Consider the following 21,082-nt stretch of genomic DNA (forward strand, 5'->3'; position numbering starts at 1 on the left):
CCGATGGTGTTCAAGCGCGCCCTGCGGCGCATGCGCGAGGACTTGGTCCCGGCGAAGGGCAACGAGCGCCGTTACGCCATGGCGATCTTCCTCGACTCGATCGGCGACGGGCTGTTCATCACCGGGACGACGGTGTTCGCGCTGCGCGTCGCCGGTCTGTCGCCCCAGCAGGTCGGTTTGGCGTTGTCCGCGGCGGGCATCGCGGGGTTCCTCGGTGCCAGCACGTTCGGCAGGGTCGCCGACAGGTTCGGCCCACGGCGCGTCGTGACGGTGCTGTGCCTCGTGGACGCGATCGCGCTGTTGTCCTACACGCTGGCCGATTCGTTCGCGGCGTTCACCGTCGTGGCCTGCCTGGCGTCGGCGACCGCCTTCGGCAAGGGGCCGGCCAACTCCGCGCTCGTCTCGACGATCACCACCGCGGAGCGCCGGGTCCGGTTGCGGGCGCAGGTTCGTTCGCTCAACAACCTCGGCTTCACCGTGGGTGCCGCGCTCGCCGGGCTCGCGCTGGCGATCGGCACGATGCCCGCATACCACGCCCTGCCGATCGGCGACGCGGCGACCGTGCTGTTGGAAGCACTCGTGATCCGCGGGCTGCCGGAGGCCAGGACCGCCGCGGTGGCCGCCCACCGGTCGTTCACGGCCCTGCGGAACATACCGTTCCTGCTGACCACGGCGCTCAACGCGATGCTGACCCTGCACACGACACTGGTCAACGTCGTGGTGCCGCTGTGGATCCTCGGACCGATGGGCGCGCCCGCGCCCCTGATCAGCGTGCTGCTGATGATCAACACCGTGCTGGTCGTGTTGTTCCAGGTCCGGCTGAGCCGAGGAGCCGAGTCACTGGCGGGCAGCATCCGGCTCGCCCGGTGGTCGGCTGTGGTGCTGGTGGCCGGGTGCGTGCTCGGCGGCCTGTCCCAGGGGCTCGCGATGGTCCCTGGTGTCCTTCTGATCGCCGCCTCGGTCGTGCTGCTGACCGTGGGCGAAATGGTGCAGTCCGGGGCCGGCTGGGGGTTGTTCTACGGACTCGCGCCCCAGCAGGCGCAGGGCGAGTACCTCGCCGGGCTGGAGATGAGCCTGGCCGCGCAGTCCATCCTGGGCCCCGCGTTCGGCACGTGGCTGGTGCTCACGTTCGGCCTGCTCGGGTGGAGCGCACTGGGCGGACTGTTCCTGGGTGCAGCCGTCCTCATCGGACCGGCAGCGCGCTGGACCTCCCGCCGGCTGGCTCGCCTGTACCCCCCGGCCGTCGAGGCAGAGGAGTTGCCGGAGGCTGCGTGAGCCTACGGCGCGAGCCGGTCGGCGGTGTCGACGTGGTCACGCAGCCCGAGCAGCTCCCAGCGCTGGAGAGCAAGGGGCACGTTGCCCTCCACCCACAGCCGGTCGTGGAACTCCATCAGGTCGAACGCTCCCCCACGCGCTCGCACGCAGTCGTTGAGCAACTCGAGGATCTGGAGCTTGCCGATCTGGTAGCTCAGGCCTTGACCGGGGTTGCCGGCGAAGAAGGCGGCTTCGGCCACGGCGGTCGCGCGGTCCATCGGTACCCGCTCGGCCAGCTGGTCCGCGGCCTGCGCGAGAGTGAGCTCGCCGACGGCGAGGCCGATGTCCACCTCGACGCGCAGCGCACGCAGGCGCATCGCGTTGGCCACGAACAGGGCGCTGGTGGGCTCGTCGACCAGCAATCCGGACTGGAGCATCAGCTCCTCGTTGTAGAACGCGATGCCCTCGTTGGGCGTGGAGTCGTAGTAGTGACGACGGATCGGGTCGGGATGCCGCCAGGACAACGCGAGTTGCTGCGCGTGCACGCCTTCGTGGATGATGCCGCAGCGAGGATCGCGGGCGTCGGCGAGCGGGAAGTACGGCAGGCGCGGGCTGGGATCAGTCACGTAACGCAGCGCGTCTTCGCCCGATCGGCTCTCGCCGGCCGCGTAGTGCGGGACGCCGAGCCACGTCAGCGGCGCCAGGTATTCCGGCATGGGGACGAAGCGGTAGTGGCGCAGGCCGGCGGGTTGGCCGAGGATCCGTTCGCCGACGAGGAATCGGCGAACCGCCCGTTCGGCCGCTTCCTCCCGGGCGACGAGCGTGGGCAGGTCGGGTAGGTCAGGCGGCTGCTCGTGCCGGTACCGGTTGCGGAGCACCGTTTCGGTGGCGACCGCCCGCTGCCACTCCTGTCGGCCCATGGCCAGCAACCGTGTCGCCGGATACGGCAGCAACGCGACCCGGTGCAGGAAGAAGCCGAACGCACCGGGGCCGATCGACACCGCACCGCGAAACTCGTGGCGGTGCTCACGGAGCCAGTCGCGGTAGCCGGCGACGGCCGTCGTGGCCGACTCGGTGGCCGCGGCCAGGTCGGCGCGGCACTCCTCCGGCAGCTGCGACGCCAGTGCGGTCATCGCGGTGGCGACGTCCTGGCCGGCGTGCGCGAGCAGGCCCAAGGCATGGTCGGCGAACGTCCCGACCGTCTCGTCGCCGAGATTGGCCGTGGCCTGGTCCAGCACCGGCGGGACGTGGCCCAGCAGCGCGACGAGCGCGCGGGTGCGTTCGGCGTCGAACGGCGCCGGCGCGAGCAGCAGGTTGTAGACCGGGACGAGGGCCTGATCGACGTAGAAGCCGGGGTTGCGTTGCCAACTGCGCAACAGGTCCAGTTCCCAGCGTGCGCGAGCCAACGCCGAGCCGAGCAGGCGCCGGTCGACCTGGACCGGTATGTCCTCTGTGGACACGTCGATGGCGCGATACCGTTCGGCGAACTCGGACAGCGCCACGCGCCGTGCCGCGATCGCGGCAGGCGACCAGTCCGGTTTCCAGCCGGGAGGCCGCTCGACCCTCGTGATGTCGTCGTAGGAGTCGGGCTGGGTCGCCAGCCGCCACTCCCAGAACTCCTTCGCCCACCGCGACAGTTCGGTGCGGGCTGACGCATGCATGACCACCGGTACTCCGCTCAGCTCGTCGTCGCGGTCTCGACGCCCACCGACGTCCGCCGCGACGCGTCGGTCAGTGCCCAGCGCCCTGCCAGAGGCAGGCCGATCCCGGTCAGCAGATAGGCGGCGCCCATCGCGTTCGTCGCGGCGATCGCCCTGATCCTGCCGGGACCGCTCGACAGGCCGGCGATGAGCGCGGTGCGGATGCCGGGAACCGAACGCTCACAGGCGATCGTCACGCAGGTGACCAGGATGATCCCCCAGAACTTCTCGCCGCCGGCGTACCAGCGGCACCCTGCTCTCCTGCACGGTTCGGCTCACGGCCATCGGCGGACCAATTCTCCAGTAGCCAGTTGGTGGTCGAGCCTGTCATGCCTCGAAGGCCCGGGCCTTCTCCCGGTGTGCGGATCGTTCCGGTTCGGCGAGCGATGCGGAGCACCGAGCGAGATGCCGCGCCGCTACCGCCGGCGAGATCATGAGGCGGTGCAAGCTGCCCATTCCCCGTGGTCCTCCGGCCCGGTGCACCACGCTGTCTCCCGCTGGGCCGCCGACACGCCGGACGTGCCCGCGATCTCCTGCGCCGGTCACACGATGAGCTACCGCGAGTTCGACGAACGGGCCAACCGGCTCGCGCACCACCTGCGGACGCTGGGCGTGGTCACGGGTTCGGTGGTCGCGCTGCACCTGGATCGCGGTATCGATCACTACGTCGCGCAGCTCGCCGTGTTGAAGGCGGGCGGAGCGGTGCTGCCACTGGACACCACTTACCCGATCGAGCGCCTGCGGTACCTGCTCACCGACAGCGGAGCGGGCGTGCTCGTCACGACCGGCGGGCTGGAAACGCTCACGGGGACGGTGACGATCCGGCTCGACCGGGACGCCGGGCTCGTGGCCGGGTACCCGGCCGAGCCGCCACCTGAGGACGTGCGGGCGGACGACGTCGCCTACGTCATGTACACGTCCGCTTCGACCGGGCCGCCCAAGGGCGTGCGGTTGACCCACGGCGGCATCGCCCACCTGTGCGACCGCCACGTCGCGGCACTGGGCCTGACCAGCGCGGATCGCGGATCGCTCGCCGCTCCGCTGAGCTTCGACGCCGCCATCCTCGACCTGTGGCCGATGTTGGTCGTCGGCGCGCGGCTCGTCGCCATCGCCGACGACGATCGCGCCGAGCCGCTTCGGCTGGTGGCCGCGCTGCGGACCGCCGGCGTGACTGTGTGCTTCCTGACCACCGCACTCGCCGAGCTGTTGCTCGTCCAGCCCGGCCTTGCCGAGCTGCCCTTGCGCTACCTGGTGACCGGGGGTGAAGCGCTACGCAGGCGACCGAAGGCCGGGCTGCCCTTCCGTCTGGTCAACATCTACGGCCCGACCGAGACCACGGTCTACGTCACGTCCGCTGTTGTCGACGACGACGCCACCGGCGGCGGCCCGATCCCGATCGGTCACCCGTTGGCCGGCGTCGTGGTCCACCTGCTGGACAAGAACGAACGTCCGGTGCCGGACGGCGAGCCGGGCGAGATCGTGGTGTCCGGTCCTGGTGTCGCCCGCGGCTACCTCGGCCGCCCGGACCTCACGGCGCAACGATTCCGGCCGGATCCCGATGCCCCCGGCGCGACCCGTTACCACACCGGTGACCTGGCCCGTCGTCGCGCCGACGGCAGTCTCGAGTTCCTCGGCCGGCTCGACCGGCAGGTGAAGGTGCGCGGACATCGCATCGAACCGGAGGAGATCGAGCGCGCGCTGCTCGACCACCCGGGCGTCGCACAGGCCGCGGTGGGCGCGATCCGGCCACCCGGCGAGCCGGCCCAGCTGGTCGCGTACGTGGAGGCGGATCCGGCGTGGGTGCCCGACGGCGACCTGGACGAAACGCCGGCTCCCCGAGCCGTGACGAGGGCCGACGAGGTGACGCTCGCCCAGTTGCGCACGGCAGGCACGATTCTCGAAGTCGGGAGCGGTCTCGCCGGGATCGACCGGGTCGCCGCCCGGCACGTCCGTGTCGACGCCGTCGCGGACGTGGACGCGAGCGCGCAGTTCGACGCGACCGTGCTCGACTGCCGGTCTGCTGGATATCGCTGCGTCGACACGCTTCTCGCCGCGATCGGGGAGGCGGTCCGGACGACCGGGGACGGCGGCGTGGTCGTCGCGTCCGGGGTGCGGTCCCTGCCGCTGCTGGCCGCGGGACACGCGGAGCGGGAACTGGCGAGCGCTCCGGACGAGATGACCATCGAGGAGCTGCGCTGGCGGGTGCGTGGCCGGGTGCGCGCGGACACCGGACTGGCCGTGCACCCGAGCGCGTTCGGCGCATTGCGCGACATGGGCCGGGTCGCCGCGGTCGATCTGACGCCCGCCCACCGCCAGTCCGGTGCTCCCACGTTCGACGTGGTGGTGCACGTCGGGCCGCCTGCCGGTCGCGTCGAGGCTGACTGGCTGGACTGGTCGGCCGGTCTGAACCTCAGCGCGATCCGGGCACTGCTGCGGAACCACCAGGGGCCGGTGGTCGCGGTGCGGCGCATTCCCATCGCGACCGGGGCGCCGCCCGGCTGGGCCTCGTTCGCCACGGTCGGCGACCTCCGGCAGGCCGCCGAGCCGGACCGGCCGCAGACGGCCACGCCACTCGACTTGTTCGGCGTCGCCGTCGGCACGCCTTACCACACCCGGCTGAGCTGGTGGGCGGGGCACGAGGACGGATCGGTCGATGCGGCGTGGGTGCGGGAACCCGCACCGGTCGCCGTGAACTGGCCGGACGGGTCCGGCGTACCCGCGTCCGCGCCGGCCGGACGGCGCGACCGGCCATCGGTCGATCGTGCGCTACGAGCCGAGTTGCGGGAGAAACTGGCACAACGCTTCGTGCCGCACGAGATGCCGGACCTGATCCTCGTGCTCGAGCGGCTGCCGCTGACGCCGGTCGGCAAGGTGGACCGCACAGCGCTGCCACCCCCGTCGTGGCTCCTGGCCGGGAGCGCCCCGACCGCGCCGAAGACACCCGCGGAGGCCGCCGTGCACCCGCTGGTCGCCGAACTGCTCGGTCATCCCGACATCGGCCTCGACGACGACATCCGGACGTTCGGCGCGCATTCGCTGACCATGGCCCGGCTCACGGCCCGCATCACGGGACAGTTCGGCGTCCACATCGGGGTCCGCGACCTGCTCGCCGAACCCACCGTCGCGGCGATCGCGGACCGGGTGGCCGCCGCGATCGAGGCAGACCTGTGCGCACCTCGGGAGGCGGCGTGACCACGGACCTGACCGGCGAATCGCTTCAAGCCGCCGTACTGCGGCGGCTGAGCGGGGCCGGGCCGGCGGATCCCATCACGCCTCGGCCGAACGGTTCGGGTCCGGCGCCGTTGTCCATCGTCCAGGAACGCTTGTGGTTCCTGCACGAGCTCGACCCCGGCAGCGCCGCGTACAACATCCCGTTCGCGCACCGGGTGCGCGGCCACGTCGACGTGGTCTGCCTCAGTGCCGCGCTCACCGAGATCGTACGCAGGCACGAGGTCTTGCGGTCCACTTTGGACCAGGACGCCACCGGCCGGCCGGTGGCCGTGGTGGGCGCCGCCGAGCCGTTCCCGGTTCGGGTGACCGAAGTGGACGGTGCCTCCGTCGATGACCGGTTGCGCAGGGCGGCCGAACTCGCGCGCGAACACGTGCGTACCCCGTTCGACCTGCGCCGCGGTCCGCTGCTGGACGCCGAACTGTTCCGGATCGACGTCGACGACCACGTCCTGTTGCTCTGCGCGCACCACATCGTCGCCGACCAGTGGACGCTGGGGGTGCTCAGCCGTGAGCTGTCCGAGTTGTACGCGTCGTTCCTGCTCGCGATCCCACCGCTGCTGCCCGAGCCGTCCCTGCAGTACGCGGACTTCGCGGCGTGGCAGCGGCGCCGGTGCACCCCCGACGTGCTCGCCGGGCAGGTGTCGCACTGGCAGGAGCGACTGGCCGGGATGCCCCTGCTCGACGTGCCCACCGACCGGCCGCGACCGTCCACAGTGGGCTGGTCGGGCGCCCGGATCGAGCATCACCTACCCGCCGCGATCGTTCGGCCGCTGCGCCGCCTGGCAGCGCGCCAGGGCGCGACGATGTTCGCCGTCGTGGCCGCGGCGCTGACCGCTGTACTGTCCCGCCACACCGGGCAGTCCGACGTCGCGATCGGCGCCGCCATCGCCGACCGGGGACGCGCCGAGCTGGAGACGCTCGTCGGCTTCTTCGTCAACACCGTCGTGCTGCGGACCGACCTGTCGCAGCAGCCGAGTTTCACCGAACTCGTCGACTCGTTGCGCGAGTGCACCCTGACCGCGCAGGAACACCAGGACCTCCCGCTGGAGCGGCTGGTGGACGCGCTCGGCGCCGGCCGCGCCCCGGGCAGGCCGCCGCTGGTCGGTGTCGTGCTGTCGTACCTGAACACACCCGGCGACGGCCTGCGGCTCGCGGGCACGACGTGTTCGCCGTTCCGCTTCGACCCCGGTGTCGTGAAGTTCGACCTGGACGTGTACGTGTCGGAAGCCGACGACGGCCTGCGGGTCGAGGTCGACTACCGCACCGACCTGTTCGACGCGGCGACGATCCGGCGCATGGTGGTCCACCTGGAGCGGCTGTGCGACTCGGCCGGTGCCGATCCGACGGTCCCGGTGTCCGCCTTGCCGTTGCTCGACGCGGGGGAACGCGCCGAACTGCTGGCGTGGGGCAACGCGGACGGTCCGGCGGCGCAGGCGGAGCTGACCATGCTCGAGGTGTTCGACGAGCAGGTCGAGCGGCATCCCGGCATGCCGGCCGTCCGGGACGGCGATCGAGTGCTCAGCTACCGGGAACTCGCCGACGCGTCCGACCGGCTGGCGGCGCGGCTGACCGCGACGCTGGACCGCCGGCCGGGGTGCGTCGGCGTGTGCCTCGACCGCTCCGCCGATCTGCTCGTGGCTCTGCTCGCGGTGCTGCGGGCTGGAGGGCACTACCTTCCCCTCGACCCCGGCTATCCCGCGGACCGGTTGAGCTACATGCTCGCCGACGCGGACGCAGGCCTGATGGTGACGCGCGCGGACTTCGCCGACCGGACTCCCGGCTGGACCGGACCACGTGTGCTGGTCGATTCGGACGAAGCGGCCGGAGAGACGCCGCGGGTTCACGTGACACCGGAGGACCTGGCGTACGTCATGTACACGTCCGGTTCGACCGGGCGGCCCAAGGGGATCCGCGTACCGCAGCGTGGCGTGGTCCGGTTGGTGCACGACACCGACTACGTGCGGTTCGGGCCGGGTGACCGGATCGCCCACGCCAGCAGCCTTTCCTTCGACGCGGCGACCTTCGAGATCTGGGGCGCGGTGCTGACCGGCGCGGAGCTGGTGATCGTGCCGCAGGACGTGGTGGTCGAGCCGGACCGGCTGGCCGCGTGCCTGCGCGACCGGGAGATCACCGCCCTGTGGATGACCTCGTCGCTGTTCAACCACACGATCCGGGCGGTACCGGACGCGGTGGCGACGGTCGGCACCGTGATCGTCGGCGGGGAGGCGCTGGACGTGGCGACCGTGCGGACCGTGCTCCGGCATCCGCCTGCCGTACTGCGCAACGGCTACGGCCCCACCGAGAACACGACGTTCACGACGACCCACCTGATCACCGACCTGCCGCCGGACGCCACGTCGGTGCCGATCGGCAAGCCGATCAACGGCACGCGCTGTTACGTGCTCGACGACCGGCTGCGGCTGGTCCCCCGGGGTGCGCCCGGTGAGCTGTGCGTGGCCGGGCTGGGCGTGGCGCTCGGCTACGTCAGTGCCCCCGAGCTCACCGCACAGCGTTTTCCGCGTGATCCCTACGGCGACGGGGACGCCGTCCTCTACCGCACGGGGGACCTCGTGCGGTGGCGCGCGGACGAAGTGCTGGAGTTCCTCGGCCGGCGCGACGACCAGGTCAAGATCCGTGGCTACCGGATCGAGCTCGGCGAGATCGAGACGGTCCTGGCCGGCTGCCCCGGCGTGCGGTCCGCGGTGGTCGCGGTCCGCACGGAGCAGGACGGGCCGCGCCTGGTCGGCTACCTGCTCGCCGACCCGGATGATCGCCCGTCCGTGCCGGACGTCCAGGCAGCAGCGGCTGCGACGCTGCCCACCTACATGGTGCCCACCGGGATCGCCATCCTCGACAGCTTCCCGTTGACCGCCAACGGAAAGGTCGACCGGGCCAAGCTCGCCGGCATCGAGTTGACGACGGCCACCACCGTGGTCGAGCCACGCAACGAGATCGAGGAGATCGTGTGCGCCGAGTGGCAGGCGGTGCTCGGCCACTCCCGGATCGGCGTCACCGACAACTTCTTCCACCTCGGTGGCGACTCGCTGCTGGCCACGCGCGCGGTGAGCCGGCTACGGCGGCGCACCGGAGTGCGGGTCACCGTGCGCACCTTGTTCGACCACCCCACCGCCAAGGGCTTCGCCGAAGCGCTCACCGTGATCAAGGAGTCCGGCCGATGACCAGAACCGTCCCCGACGGCCTGCTGCCCGCGGCGAACGTCCAGGAACGGATGTGGCTGGCGGAGCGGCTGGAACCGGATCTGGGCCGGTACAACGTGCCGTACGCCTGGGAGGTGCAGGGGCGGCTGTCGCCCGCGGCGCTCGCCGACGCGGTCGCGACCGTGATCGAGCGGCACGAGATCCTGCGCACCACGTTCGTCGAGCACGACGGGCGTCTGTACCAGCGGATCGACGAGCCGTGGATCCCTTCGGTCGTCGTGGTGAACCTGCGGGGCGTGCCCGGCGCACGGCAGTTGCTGGCCGGCTGGCTGTCCGAGCAGGCCAGGAAAACGTTCGACATCAGCACGAACCGCCTGCTGCGCCTCGGCATCGCGGAATTGGACGGCGATCGTCAGGTGCTGTTCCTCGGCTTGCACCACCTCGTCTCCGACGCGGCGTCGTTGCCGATCTTCCTGCGCGAACTGCGGGCGGCGTACCGGCAGCCCGCGCTGCTCCCCGAGCCGTCGCCCGAGGACCGGCCGGTCCGCCCGGCCGCTCCGCCCGGCGGAGCGACTGTTCCGAAGCTACCGCGTCCGGGAGGGCCGCAGTGACCGAATGGGTGTTTCCAGCGTCGTTCGCACAGGAAAGGCTGTGGGAGGAGGACAACGGCTCGTCCGCGCACACCCTGTGCCGGGCGCTCCCGTTGCCGGAGGGGTCGACGGAGGAGCAGGTCCGTGCCGCGTTGGCGGCGGTGGTCGCCCGGCACGAGAGCCTCCGCACCCGGCTGCGACGCGACGGCGGCCAGGTGGTGCAAGTCGTCGCGGCCGACCAACGAGTCGAGCTTGGTTCCACCGTGGACATCGCCGACAGCGCCGAGCTCGCCGGGCCGGCCGCCGAACTCGCGGCGTTCGGGCTGTCTTCGGCGCCGCTGTGGCGCGCCCGGCCGGTCCGGCACGCCACCGGCCTGTCCCTGCTCTTCGCGGCGCACGAGGCCGTGTTCGACGACCGGTCGTTCGACCTGCTCACCGGGGAACTGACCGAACTGTGCCGGGCCGCACAGGAGGGCCGGCCCGCGGCACTGCCTTCGTTGCCCGTGCAGTACGCGGACTTCGCGGTCTGGCAGCGCGACCTGCCGGCGTCGGGCGCCGCCGCGGACGAGATCGCTTTCTGGCGAGACCGGCTGGCCGGCGCACCACCGATCACGCTGCCGCCGACGGACCGGCCACGTCCGGCCGTCGCGGACCCCACCGGCGCCCGGACGGACGCCGGCCTTCCAGCCGGCTTGGTGAACCGGATCGCCGCGCTGGCGCGTGAGCGGTCGGTGACGCCGAGGACGGTCCTGATCGCCGCGGGCGCCGCGTTGCTGGCCCGGTTGACCGAGAACACCGCGGACGTCGTGTTCGGCGTGCCGGTCGATGGACGTGACCTGCCCGAGGTGGCTTCCCTCCTGGGTGGTTTCGCCGACGCGGCCGCGGTGCGGGTCGCGGTCGCCGGTCAGCCGACGTTCGCGGCCCTGCTGAGCCAAGTCGACGAGGTGCTGGCCGAGGTCGACGAACACGGCGCCACGCCCCTCGCCGCCGACGAACCCCATCCGCCGTACCAGGTCTCGTTCGAGGTCGGCCTCGACGGCGAACCGGCCGTGCGCCTTCCGGCCGCCACGACCGGCGATCTCGCGTTCGAGCTCGGCAACGCGGGCATCGGCCTCCGCTACCGGACCGCTTTGTTCGACGAGCGGACCGCGATCCGGATCACCCGTTGCTTCGTGCGCCTGCTGACCGGGTGCGTCGCGGATCCGGACGCTCTCGTCGCCGACCTGCCGCTGATCGGCGACGCCGAGCGCGAGCTGGTCCTGGACACGTGGAACGAGACCGCGTACCCCTTCGAGCCCGCCACGCTGAACTCGCTGTTCGAGCGGCAGGCGGCCAGGACGCCGGACCGGATCGCGGTGATCCACGGCGACGACACGATGACCTACCGGCAGCTCAACGCCGCCGCCAACCGGCTGGCGAGACGACTGGTCGGACTGGCGGCCGGGCCGGAGGCGCTCGTCGGTATCGCCTTGCCGCGCGGTGTCACGCTCGCGGTCGCCACGCTCGCCGTGCTCAAGTCGGGCGCCGGTTACCTGCCGCTGGACCTGGAGATCCCGGTGGACCGGATGGCGTACATGATCGCCGACGCGAAGCCGGTCCTCATCCTGGCGACCGCCGCGACCACCGGACGGCTCCCGGCCGGCGCCACGGTTCTCACGTTGGACGAGCCGGATCCGGCGGCGGGCGACGACGCCGACCTCACCGACAGCGAACGTCTCGCGCCGCTGTCCCCGGCGGCTACCGCCTACGTCGTGTACACCTCCGGCTCGACCGGCCGCCCCAAGGGCATCGTCGCGGAGCACCGGCAGGTCCACTCCTACGTGGACTACGCGTTGCGCACCTACCCCGCTCTCCGCGACGAGGCGCTCATGCCGTCGCCCCTGTCGTTCGATCTGAGCATCACGGGGTTCTACTGCCCGCTCGTCTCGGGCGGCGTCGTACGGCTCGCCGCGGTCGACGAGCCGGCTGCGCGCGCGGGCAAGGCCACGTTCCTGAAGTGCACACCCGGTCACCTGCCCATGGTCGACACCGAGGTCGCACCGTCGGTCGACTTGATCGTCGGCGGCGAAGCCCTGCCCAGGGAGGCGCTGGCCGCGTGGCGTGCGGCCAACCCGCAGGTGAGGGTGACCAACGAATACGGACCGACGGAGACCACCGTCGGCTGTGTAGCGGAGTTCTTCGACCCCGGAGCACCCCTGCCGCCCGGCTCCGTCGCCATCGGCAGACCCGTGGCGAACATGCGGGCCTACGTGCTGGACGAGCGGTTGCGCCCGGTACCACCCGGCGTCGTCGGCGAGCTGTACCTGGCCGGTACGCAGGTCGCCCGCGGCTATCTCAACCGGCCCGACCTGACCGCGGAGCGGTTCGTCGCCTGTCCGTTCGGCGAACCCGGTCAGCGCATGTACCGCACCGGGGACCTGGTCCGGCACCGCAACGACGGCGCCCTCGAGTTCCACGGCCGCAGTGACACGCAGATCAAGCTGCGTGGCTACCGGATCGAGCCGGGCGAGATCGAATCCCGGTTGCAGGAACACCCGGCGATCACCGAGGCCCACGTCGCGTTGGAGGGGGGCAGCACGGGCCGGCTCGTCGCCTACCTGTGCTGTGCCGGCGAGCCGCCGCGACCGGCCGAACTGCGAGCGCACGTGGGCGCGACCCTGCCCGCGTACATGGTGCCCTCCGGCTACTTCGCCGTACCCGGTATTCCCCTGAACGTCAACGGAAAGCTCGACTACGCGGCCCTGCGCCTGCACGCCGAGACGTTGCCCGACAGTACCGGCCGCACGCCGACGACGGCGACCGGCCGTCTCGTCGCCGAGGTGTTCGCGCGGGTGCTCGACGTGGCGGAACCCGGCGCCGACGACTCGTTCTTCGACCTGGGCGGGCATTCGCTGCTGGCGACCCGGCTGGTCGGCGAGCTCGCCGCGGTGACCGGGGTTCGGCTGTCCCTGCGCGACCTGCTGGGCCACCCCCGCGTGCAGGAGCTGGCCGACCGCATCGATCTGGAGCGGGTCGACCGGCGCACTCGAGCGGTGTCCGAGGTGGCGGGATCGCCGGTCTCCGGCATCCAGGAGCAGATGTGGCTGGCCGAACTGCTCGATCCTGCCGGTTCGGCGTACAACGTGCCGTTGGTGTGGCGGCTCGCCGGAGACGTGGACGCGACCGCGCTGGGCGCCGCGTTCGGCACGCTGGTCACCCGGCACGAGATCCTGCGCACCGCGTTCGTCGAGTACGACGGGAAGCCCCGGCAGGTGGTCCGGGAGCCGTGGCAGCCGGAGGTGGCCGTCGACGACCGGCGGAATGTCCGCGGCGCCGACCGGAGGGCGCACGTGGATGCCCTTGTCGACCAGGAGGCGGAAACCCCGTTCGACCTGGCCGCCGGCCGTCCGCTGCGGGTTCGGCTGGTGCGGTTCGCCGACGAGCACGTCCTGCTGGTGTGCCTGCACCACCTGGTCTTCGACGGCGGATCGATCCCGGTGTTCGTCGCGGAGCTGGCCTCCCACTACGCGGAGGCGCTCGGCGTGCCCGCGGCGCCGCGACCGGAACCGCTGCAGTTCCGCGAAGTCGTCGCCGACCAGGCGGCGTGGCTGGCCGGTGAGGAGGGCACCGACGGCGTCGCGTTCTGGTCGGACTACCTGGCCGGTGCGCCGGTCGCGCTCGACCTGGGCCCCGCGCCGTCCCGGCCTGGCCCGCACGGCGCCGTCACCGTGCCGTTCTCCCCCGAGTTCACGCGCCGGTGCGCCGACCTGTGCACCGAGCACCGTACGTCGTGGTACATGGTGGCGGCGGCCGCGGTCGCGGCGTTGCTGCACCGGTGGTCCGGCACCGACGATGTGACCGTGGGCCTGCCGGTCGCGAACCGGGAGGACGAGCGCCACGCCGACGTCCTCGGTCCGTGCCTCAACACGGTCGTGCTGCGGTCCCGTACGGGCCGGCAGGACACGTTCGCCGATCTGCTCGACGGTGTCCGGGAATCCTTCCTGGATGCGTTCGAATACCAGGCCGTGCCCTTGCCCGCCGTGCTCGACCGGCTCGCGCCCCCGCGCACCAACGGCCGCATCCCCTACCTCGACGTGTCCCTCGCTGTGCTGGTCAACTCCGCCGACGAGACGGAGTTCGGCGCGGCCAGGATGGTGTCCGTCCCGTTCGACCGGTGGCAGCACGACAGGAAGTTCGGCATCACGGTCACGTTCATCGACGACGACGGCGCGATCGGCGCCGTCATGTCCTACCGGGGTGACCGCTACCCGGCAGCGACCGTGCGGCGGATGGCCGCTTGGCTGGGTGCGCTGCTGGACAACGTGTCGGAGTTCGCGAGCACGCCGCTGGCCGGACTGCTGCCCACGACCGGCCCCCAGTTCCGGGACTTCGTGCTCGCCACGGAGGCCGGCCGGGACGACGCGGCCGGTGTCGAGCACTGGGCCGATGTGCTTTCCGACGCGCCTGCCTATCCGGCGATCGTCCCGCCACTGGCCACCGGACCGGCGGGCGCGGTGCCGATCCCGCTGCGCCCGGACGCGTCGGCCAGGCTGCGTCTCGTCCAGGCCGAGCACGGTGTCTCGTGGTTCATCGTGGCGGCCACCGCGGTCGCCGCGCTGCTGCACCGGTGGACGGGCGAGGACGACGTGACGCTGGGCGCACCGGTGGCCAACCGCGACGACTTCGCCGACGTGCTCGGGCCGTGCCTCAACACCCTGGTGCTGCGGTCGCAGCTGCCGGAGCAGGCGACCGTCGCGGATCTGTTGACGCGCATGCGGGACACGGTGCTGGACGCGTTCGACCACCAGGACGTGCCGTTCGACGCGGTGGTCGACCGGCTCAAGCCGGCCCGGCGGCCGGGCTGGACTCCCTACATCGAGGTGCTGCTCGCGGTGACGACGGACGGCAGCGAGCGGCTGGTCCTGGCCGACGACATCGAGTTGTCGCCGCTCGAGCTCGACCACGACGGTGCCGGCTACGCGGGGAAGTTCGGTCTCACCGTGGGTTTCGACGAGGCCGACGGCGCACTCGCGGGCACGCTGATGTTCCGGGGCGACCGGTTCACCGCCGGCCAGGTGCGGGCGATGGCGCGGTGGCTGGGCCACCTGATCGACTCCTTCGCCGACGTCCTCGGCCAGCCGCTGCACCTGCTCGATCTGGTCGGCGCTGAGGAGAACGCCGAACTCGCGCGGATGGAACAGGGCGTGGCACCGGCCGACGTCCGGTCGGTGGCCGAACTCGTGAGCCGGTGGTGCGCCGAGTCGCCGGACGCTCCTGCCATCCGGTCCACCCGCGGCGTGCTCGGCTACCGTGGCCTGGACGAGCGCGCCGAGGCGCTCGCCGCCGTACTACGGCCACTGGCCAAGGGCGAACAGCCTGCCCTGGCGCTGCTGTTGCCCAGAGGCGAGGACATGGTGATCGCCATGCTCGCTTCGTGGAAGGCCGGTTTCCTGTTCTGCCCACTGGAACCTGGCTACCCGCCGGGCCGGATCGGTTACGTCCTCGGTGATCTCGACGCCTGCGCCGTCGTCACCGACGATCCGTCCCTGCTGGCCGAGGTGCCCGGCGACGCCGTGCCCGTGGTCGACGTGACCACGGCCGTTCCCGCTGCGACCGGCGGGCCGAGCGCGCTGCCGGACCCGGACGCCACGGCGTACGTGCTGTACACGTCGGGCACCACGGGCACGCCGAAGGGCGTCGAGTACAGCCACCGCAGTCTCGCCATCGCGACGCAGTGGCACATCGACGCTTTCGAGGTGACCCGGTCGGATCGGGCGAGCTGGCTGCACAGCGTCGCGTTCGACATGACCCAGTGGGAGGTGTGGCAGACGCTGTGCGCCGGCGCGGAGTTGCTTGTCCACGAACGGCAGGTGATCGCACCCGAACTGGCCGACTGGCTCACCGAGCAGCGGGTGACCCTGTTCTTCACGCCGACGCCGCTGGCCGAGGCGCTGTGGGCCACCGGTGCGGAACTGCCCTCCGTGCGCTGGCTCGTCTTCGGTGGTTCGGCGCTGACCGTGCTACCGCCGGCGGACACGAGTTATCGGATCTGCGACTCGTACGGGCCGACCGAGACGTACAACACCACGCTGCACGAAGTGGTTCCGGCGACCGCGACCGTGCTCAACTGCATCGGCAGGCCGAATGCGGGCGCGCGCGTGTACGTCCTCGACGAGGCGGGCAGGCGCTGTCCCGCCGGAATGCCCGGCGAGATCCACATCGGCGGCACGTCCGTCGCGAAAGGATACTGGCGCAAGCCCGACCTCACCCGGGAACGCTTCGCCACCCTCGACCCCGACGGCCATCCCGGTCCGGTGTACCGCACCGGGGACCGGGGGCGCTGGTTGCCCGACGGCACCCTGGAGTACTTGGGCCGCCTGGACCGCCAGCTCAAGGTGCGCGGCTACCGGATCGAACCGCAGGAGATCGAGGCGCAGCTGCGCAACGATCCGTTGGTGCACCAAGCCGTCGTGCACACGTTCCCGGACGATCCGGCGCCCCTGGTCGCATACCTGGTCGCGCACACGCCTGACCAGGCGGACACGCACTCGGTGCTGGCGCGGCTCAAGGTGACGCTGCCCGAGTTCATGGTTCCCAGTGCGGTGGTGTGGCTGCCCGGACTACCGTTGAACTCCCGCGGCAAGGTCGACGTCGGTGCGCTACCGAAGCCGAGCCGCGCCGACGTGGCGGGAGTCGCGGAGTTCACCGCGCCGCGGAACGAGCTGGAGCAACGTATCGCGGCGGTGTGGTCGGACGTGCTGGGCATCGAGACGGTCGGCGCGCACGACAACTTCTTCGATTTGGGTGGCAACTCGCTGCTGCTGGCCACGCTGCACTCCCGGTTGCAGGAGGTGCTGTCCACGAAACTGCCGATCCGGCAGCTCTTCGAGTACCCGACCGTGTACACCCTCGCGAACGCGCTGGCCGCCCCCGGCGGGTCCGCGCCGGGCGCCCAGGTCAAGGAGTCCGTCGCGGACCGGGCACGCAAGGCGCGGCAGACATGGGCACGCCGGGCCAGGCCCGCCCGGTGACGTGAGGGGGACCAGCCGATGACCGACGGCGCGATCGCCATCACCGGAATGGCCTGCCGCCTGCCCGGCGCGAACACGCCCGAGCGGTTCTGGCACAACCTGTGCCGCGGCGTGGAGAGCATCAGCCGCTTCACGGTCGACGAACTCGTCGCCGCAGGCCTCGACCCGGACCTGGTGCGCAGGCCGGACTACGTCCCGGCGCGGGGGGTCGTCGAACGCGGCGAGTGCTTCGACCGTGAGCTGTTCGGCTACAGCCCGGCCGAGGCGGCCGGATTCGACCCGCAGCACCGGGTGTTCCTGGAGACTTCGGCGGCCGCCCTGGATGCCGCGGCCATCGATCCGCAACGATTTCCGGGCTGGATCGGCGTTTTCGCGGGTGGCAACATGGTCAACCCCGGCCTGCCGGCGGTGGACGCCGACGAGGTCGCCCGGTTGATCGGCTACGAGAAGGACTTCCTGGCCACCAAGGTCGCGTACAAGCTCGGCTTGCGCGGTCCCGCGCTGACCGTGCAGACAGCATGCTCGACGGCGTTGGTCGCGATCCACTACGCGGCACAGAGCCTGCTGAGCTACGAGTGCGACGCCGCCATCGCGGGCGGCGTGTCGCTGTGGATGCCGCAGGCCATCGGCTATCTGCACCGACCGGGCAGCATCAACTCGGCGGACGGCCACTGCCGTGCGTTCGACGCGGACGCCACCGGGACCGTCGGCGGCAACGGAGTGGCGGCGGTGGTTGTTCGCAGGCTGACGGATGCGCTCGCCGACGGCGACCCGATCGTCGCGGTCATCCGTGGTTCGGCGGTGAACAACGACGGCGCCGAGAAGGTCGGCTACATCACGCCGTCCGTGTCCGGCCAGCGTGCGGTCATCCAGCTCGCGCTCGCGCGGGCCGGCGTCGATCCCGGTGACGTCGGCTACGTCGAGGCGCACGGCACCGGGACCCGGATCGGCGACCCCGTCGAGGTCGCGGCGCTGACGCAGGCGTTCCGCGAGGAGACCGATCGCGTCGGGTACTGCAGGCTCGGCTCGGTGAAGACCAACATCGGCCACACGGGGCCCGCGGCCGGTGCCGTCGGCGTCATCAAGACCGCGTTGATGTTGCGGCACCGCGAGTTCGTGCCCACCCTGCACTACCGGCGGCCCAACCCGGAACTCGAGCTGGAGAGCAGCCCGTTCGTGGTGGCCGACCGGTACGAGCCGTGGCGGGGAGACGGTCCGTTGCTGGCCGAGGTGAGCTCGTTCGGCATGGGAGGCACGAACGTGCACGCCGTGCTGGAGTCGGCACCCGATCGGACTCGCCCGGTTGCCGCGCGCCGGCCGAGGGTGTTCTGCCTGTCCGCGAACGCACCGGCGGCACTGCGGCGGATGCGCGACGACCTCGCCGACCACCTCGATTCCGCAGAGCACGACGTCGATACCGCGGACGTGGCCCTCACCTTGGCCAACGGACGGCGCCGGTTCGGCCACCGCGGCGCCGTCGTGGCCTCCGACCCGGCCGAACTCGCGGCGGCCCTGCGGACGACGAGACCCGCAGTCACCGCGACGGCCAAGGCCGGGGTCGCCTTCCTGTTTCCCGGCCAGGGCGCGCTGCGCTCAGGTTTCGGTGGCTCCGCGCACCGGCTGCTGCCGGTGTTCCGGAGGACGTTCGACGACCTGGCGACGGCGGCGCGGGAGCGGTTCGGCGTCGACCTCGGCGCCGCGCTCGAGCCGGCCACCGATCCCTCCTGGCTGCGCGACACCGTGCACCAGCAACTCAGCCTGTTCGCCGTCGGCTACGCGTTCGCCCAGCAGTTCATGGCGTTCGGCGTGACGCCGTCCACAATGCTCGGCCACAGCATCGGCGAGTACGTCGCGGCCACCGTCGCCGGGTTGTGGACTCCGCTGGATGCGCTCGCCCTCATCCACGAGCGCGGCCGTGCCATGCGGAACACGCCACCCGGCGGGATGGCCGTGGTGACTGCGCCCGCCGAGCAGGTACGTGAACTGCTCGACGCGCGCCCCGACCTGTCACTCGCCGTCGCCGGATCGCGCCACTCGGTGCTCGCCGGACCGGCCGGCGCGATCGAAGCGTTGCGCGCGGACGGGCTCACCGCGCGGCTGCTGGACACCGATCGCGCCTTCCACAGCCCCCTGGTCCGTCCGGCCGCCGAGGCGCTCGGTGCCGTCGTCGCCGCCGTTCCTTCGGCCAAGCCGACGCTGCCGTTCCTGTCGAATCTCACCGGGAGGCCCGCCGACGCGAACCGCGTGACGCAGGCGTCCTACTGGGTCGATCACCTCGTCAGCACCGTACAACTGGGCGCGTGCACGGACACGCTGCTCGCGAGCGGGTGCCGGGTGTTCCTCGAACTCGGCCCCGGCCGGTCGATGACCCGGCCGCTCACCGGGCATCCGGACTGGCGGCCGGAGTTCCGGGCGATCACCGTCGACGGGGCCGAGGACGAGAACGAGGAACACGCCCTGCTCGCCGCTCTGGCGGCGCTGTGGGAGCACGGGTTCGACGTCGACGTGCTGGTGGGCGAATCGTCCGGGCAGCGCTGCACGCTGCCCGCCTACTCGTTCGAGCCGACCGGGGGCACGACGACGGTTCGGCCACCGCTCATCGAGGAGGTCGGGGCCGGCGACCGGCCGGGCGGTCCCCTTTCCGAGCGCCTGGCCGGCATCTGGTGTTCGGTGCTCGGTGTGACCGAAGTGTCCGATGAGGACGACTTCTACCGGCTGGGCGGCGAGTCCATCATGTCGATCAACCTGCTCGGCCGGATCCGGGACGCGCTGGACATCGCCGTGCCGCTCGCCGCGTTCACCGAGCGGCCCGTCTTCGGCCGGCTGCTCGAGCTGGCGGGACAGGCGCAACCCGAGGCACCGGCCGACCGGGCGAACCTGCTGACGCTGCGTGCGAACGGCGAACGGCCGCCGTTGTTCCTCGCGGCACCGGCCGCCGGCAGTTCGCTGGTGTACCGGCGGCTGGCCGGACTGCTCGATCCGGAACAGCCGTGTTACGGCTTGGAAAGCCCCGGCCTGCACGATGGTGCCACGCCGCTGCGCCGGTTCGAGGACATCGCCGCGCACCACGTCGAGTTGGTCCGCCGCGTTCAGCCCGATGGGCCCTACCTGCTCGGCGGCTGGTCGGTCGGCGCCATGGTGGCCCATGAGATGACGCGGCTGCTGACCGAGGCCGGCGAGACCGTGACGGGACTGGTCGCCATCGACGCCTGTGTGTTCGACACCGCAGGCCGGGCCCTGCGCAGCCGGCCCGGTTTCCTGGCACGGACCCTGCGGTCGATGGCGAGCAACCGGCTGTACGGTCCGCCCGGTGCCGATGCCGTGGTCCGGGACGTGCCGGGTATCGACTTCGCTCGTGTGTTCAACGCGAATCTCGCGGCCATGCTGCGCTATCGGCCGCGACCGGTACCGTGCGACATCGTGGTGTTCAAGACCGTCCGGCGGGCCGGTGAGGCCGAAGCGCTGCGGCGCAAGGTCGCGCCGCTCTACCGCGGTACGACCAGGGTCGTGGCGGCGCCCGGCGACCACTGGTCGATCCTCGGCGAGCATGTCGAATGGCTCGCCGGCCGGATCAACGGAATGCTGGAGGCCGCCGTTGTTCCTCCCGTCGGCCGGTTGCGGCCCGCCGGCTCGCCGACATCGAAGAAGGGGTCATGGTGACGAAGCCCGACAACATCGGTATCGCCAACGCGATCATCGACGCCAACCGCTATCTGACGCTGGGCACGTCCGATCGGGACGGCACGCCGTGGCTGACACCGCTGTACTACACGCCCGACAGGTACGCGGACTTCTACTGGATCTCCTCGCCCGACACGGCGCACTCCCACAACATCAGCCGGCGGGCCGAGGTGAGCATCGTCGTCTTCGACTCGCAGGCGGTCATCGGGACCGCGCAGGCGGTGTATGCGCGCGCGACGGCCGAGCAGGTCCAGGACGCGGAACTGGCCGACGCGGTCCAGGTGGCCTTCACCCCGCGTTTTCCCGGCGTCCGCTCGATGACACCGGACCAGCTCACGGCACCGGCCCGGTTCCGCCTCTACCGCGCGAGGATCACCCGGCGCTGGATCCTCGACCCGGAAACGGGATCGGTCGACCACCGGGTCGAAGTGCCTCTCTCGTAACGGAAGGGCGAGCTG

At 71.7% G+C, this 21,082-nt stretch carries 9 protein-coding genes; 7 read left to right on the plus strand and 2 right to left on the minus strand.

The window, feature by feature from the left end; translation table 11 throughout:
- Positions 1-3: 3 nt before the first annotated feature.
- A complete protein-coding gene (locus AB0M80_RS32770) occupies positions 4-1,275 on the plus strand; it encodes an MFS transporter (RefSeq protein WP_364572682.1) in 1,272 nt (423 codons plus the stop codon).
- A 2-nt stretch (positions 1,276-1,277) separates the two neighbouring features.
- Here AB0M80_RS32770 and AB0M80_RS32775 read toward each other — a convergent pair whose 3' ends face one another.
- Positions 1,278-2,915 carry a DUF885 family protein gene (locus AB0M80_RS32775; RefSeq protein ID WP_364572684.1) on the minus strand — a complete coding sequence of 546 codons (1,638 nt, stop codon included), beginning with the start codon at positions 2,913-2,915 and terminating at the stop codon, positions 1,278-1,280.
- 17 nt (positions 2,916-2,932) lie between these two features.
- Entirely contained in the window at positions 2,933-3,151 is a 219-nt protein-coding gene (locus AB0M80_RS32780; RefSeq protein WP_364572686.1) for a hypothetical protein, read from the minus strand.
- A 244-nt stretch (positions 3,152-3,395) separates the two neighbouring features.
- Here AB0M80_RS32780 and AB0M80_RS32785 point away from each other — a divergent pair, with 244 nt between their 5' ends.
- The 6 genes from AB0M80_RS32785 to AB0M80_RS32810 are packed head-to-tail and all read left to right on the plus strand — an operon-like array spanning position 3,396 to position 21,067.
- The gene (locus AB0M80_RS32785; RefSeq protein WP_364572688.1) at positions 3,396-6,146 is read left to right on the plus strand and encodes an amino acid adenylation domain-containing protein; all 2,751 of its coding nucleotides are present in this window, start codon (positions 3,396-3,398) and stop codon (positions 6,144-6,146) included.
- Positions 6,143-9,364: an amino acid adenylation domain-containing protein gene (locus AB0M80_RS32790; RefSeq protein WP_364572690.1), complete on the plus strand. Its 3,222-nt coding sequence runs from the start codon at positions 6,143-6,145 to the stop codon at positions 9,362-9,364. Before AB0M80_RS32785 ends, AB0M80_RS32790 begins: the two co-directional genes overlap by 4 nt.
- Positions 9,361-9,954 (plus strand): condensation domain-containing protein, encoded by a 594-nt coding sequence (locus tag AB0M80_RS32795; protein WP_364572692.1) that lies wholly within the window; start codon positions 9,361-9,363, stop codon positions 9,952-9,954. Before AB0M80_RS32790 ends, AB0M80_RS32795 begins: the two co-directional genes overlap by 4 nt.
- Positions 9,951-16,943, plus strand: a complete 6,993-nt coding sequence (locus AB0M80_RS32800) for an amino acid adenylation domain-containing protein (RefSeq protein ID WP_364572693.1) — start codon at positions 9,951-9,953, stop codon at positions 16,941-16,943. The genes AB0M80_RS32795 and AB0M80_RS32800 overlap by 4 nt, the downstream gene beginning before the upstream one ends.
- A gap of 18 nt (positions 16,944-16,961) precedes the next feature.
- The gene (locus AB0M80_RS32805; protein WP_364572695.1) at positions 16,962-20,603 is read left to right on the plus strand and encodes a beta-ketoacyl synthase N-terminal-like domain-containing protein; all 3,642 of its coding nucleotides are present in this window, start codon (positions 16,962-16,964) and stop codon (positions 20,601-20,603) included.
- A complete protein-coding gene (locus AB0M80_RS32810) occupies positions 20,597-21,067 on the plus strand; it encodes a pyridoxamine 5'-phosphate oxidase family protein (protein ID WP_364572697.1) in 471 nt (156 codons plus the stop codon). The genes AB0M80_RS32805 and AB0M80_RS32810 overlap by 7 nt, the downstream gene beginning before the upstream one ends.
- Positions 21,068-21,082: the final 15 nt, after the last annotated feature.

This window comes from Amycolatopsis sp. NPDC051045, assembly GCF_040682955.1.
Classification (GTDB): Bacteria; Actinomycetota; Actinomycetes; order Mycobacteriales; family Pseudonocardiaceae; genus Amycolatopsis.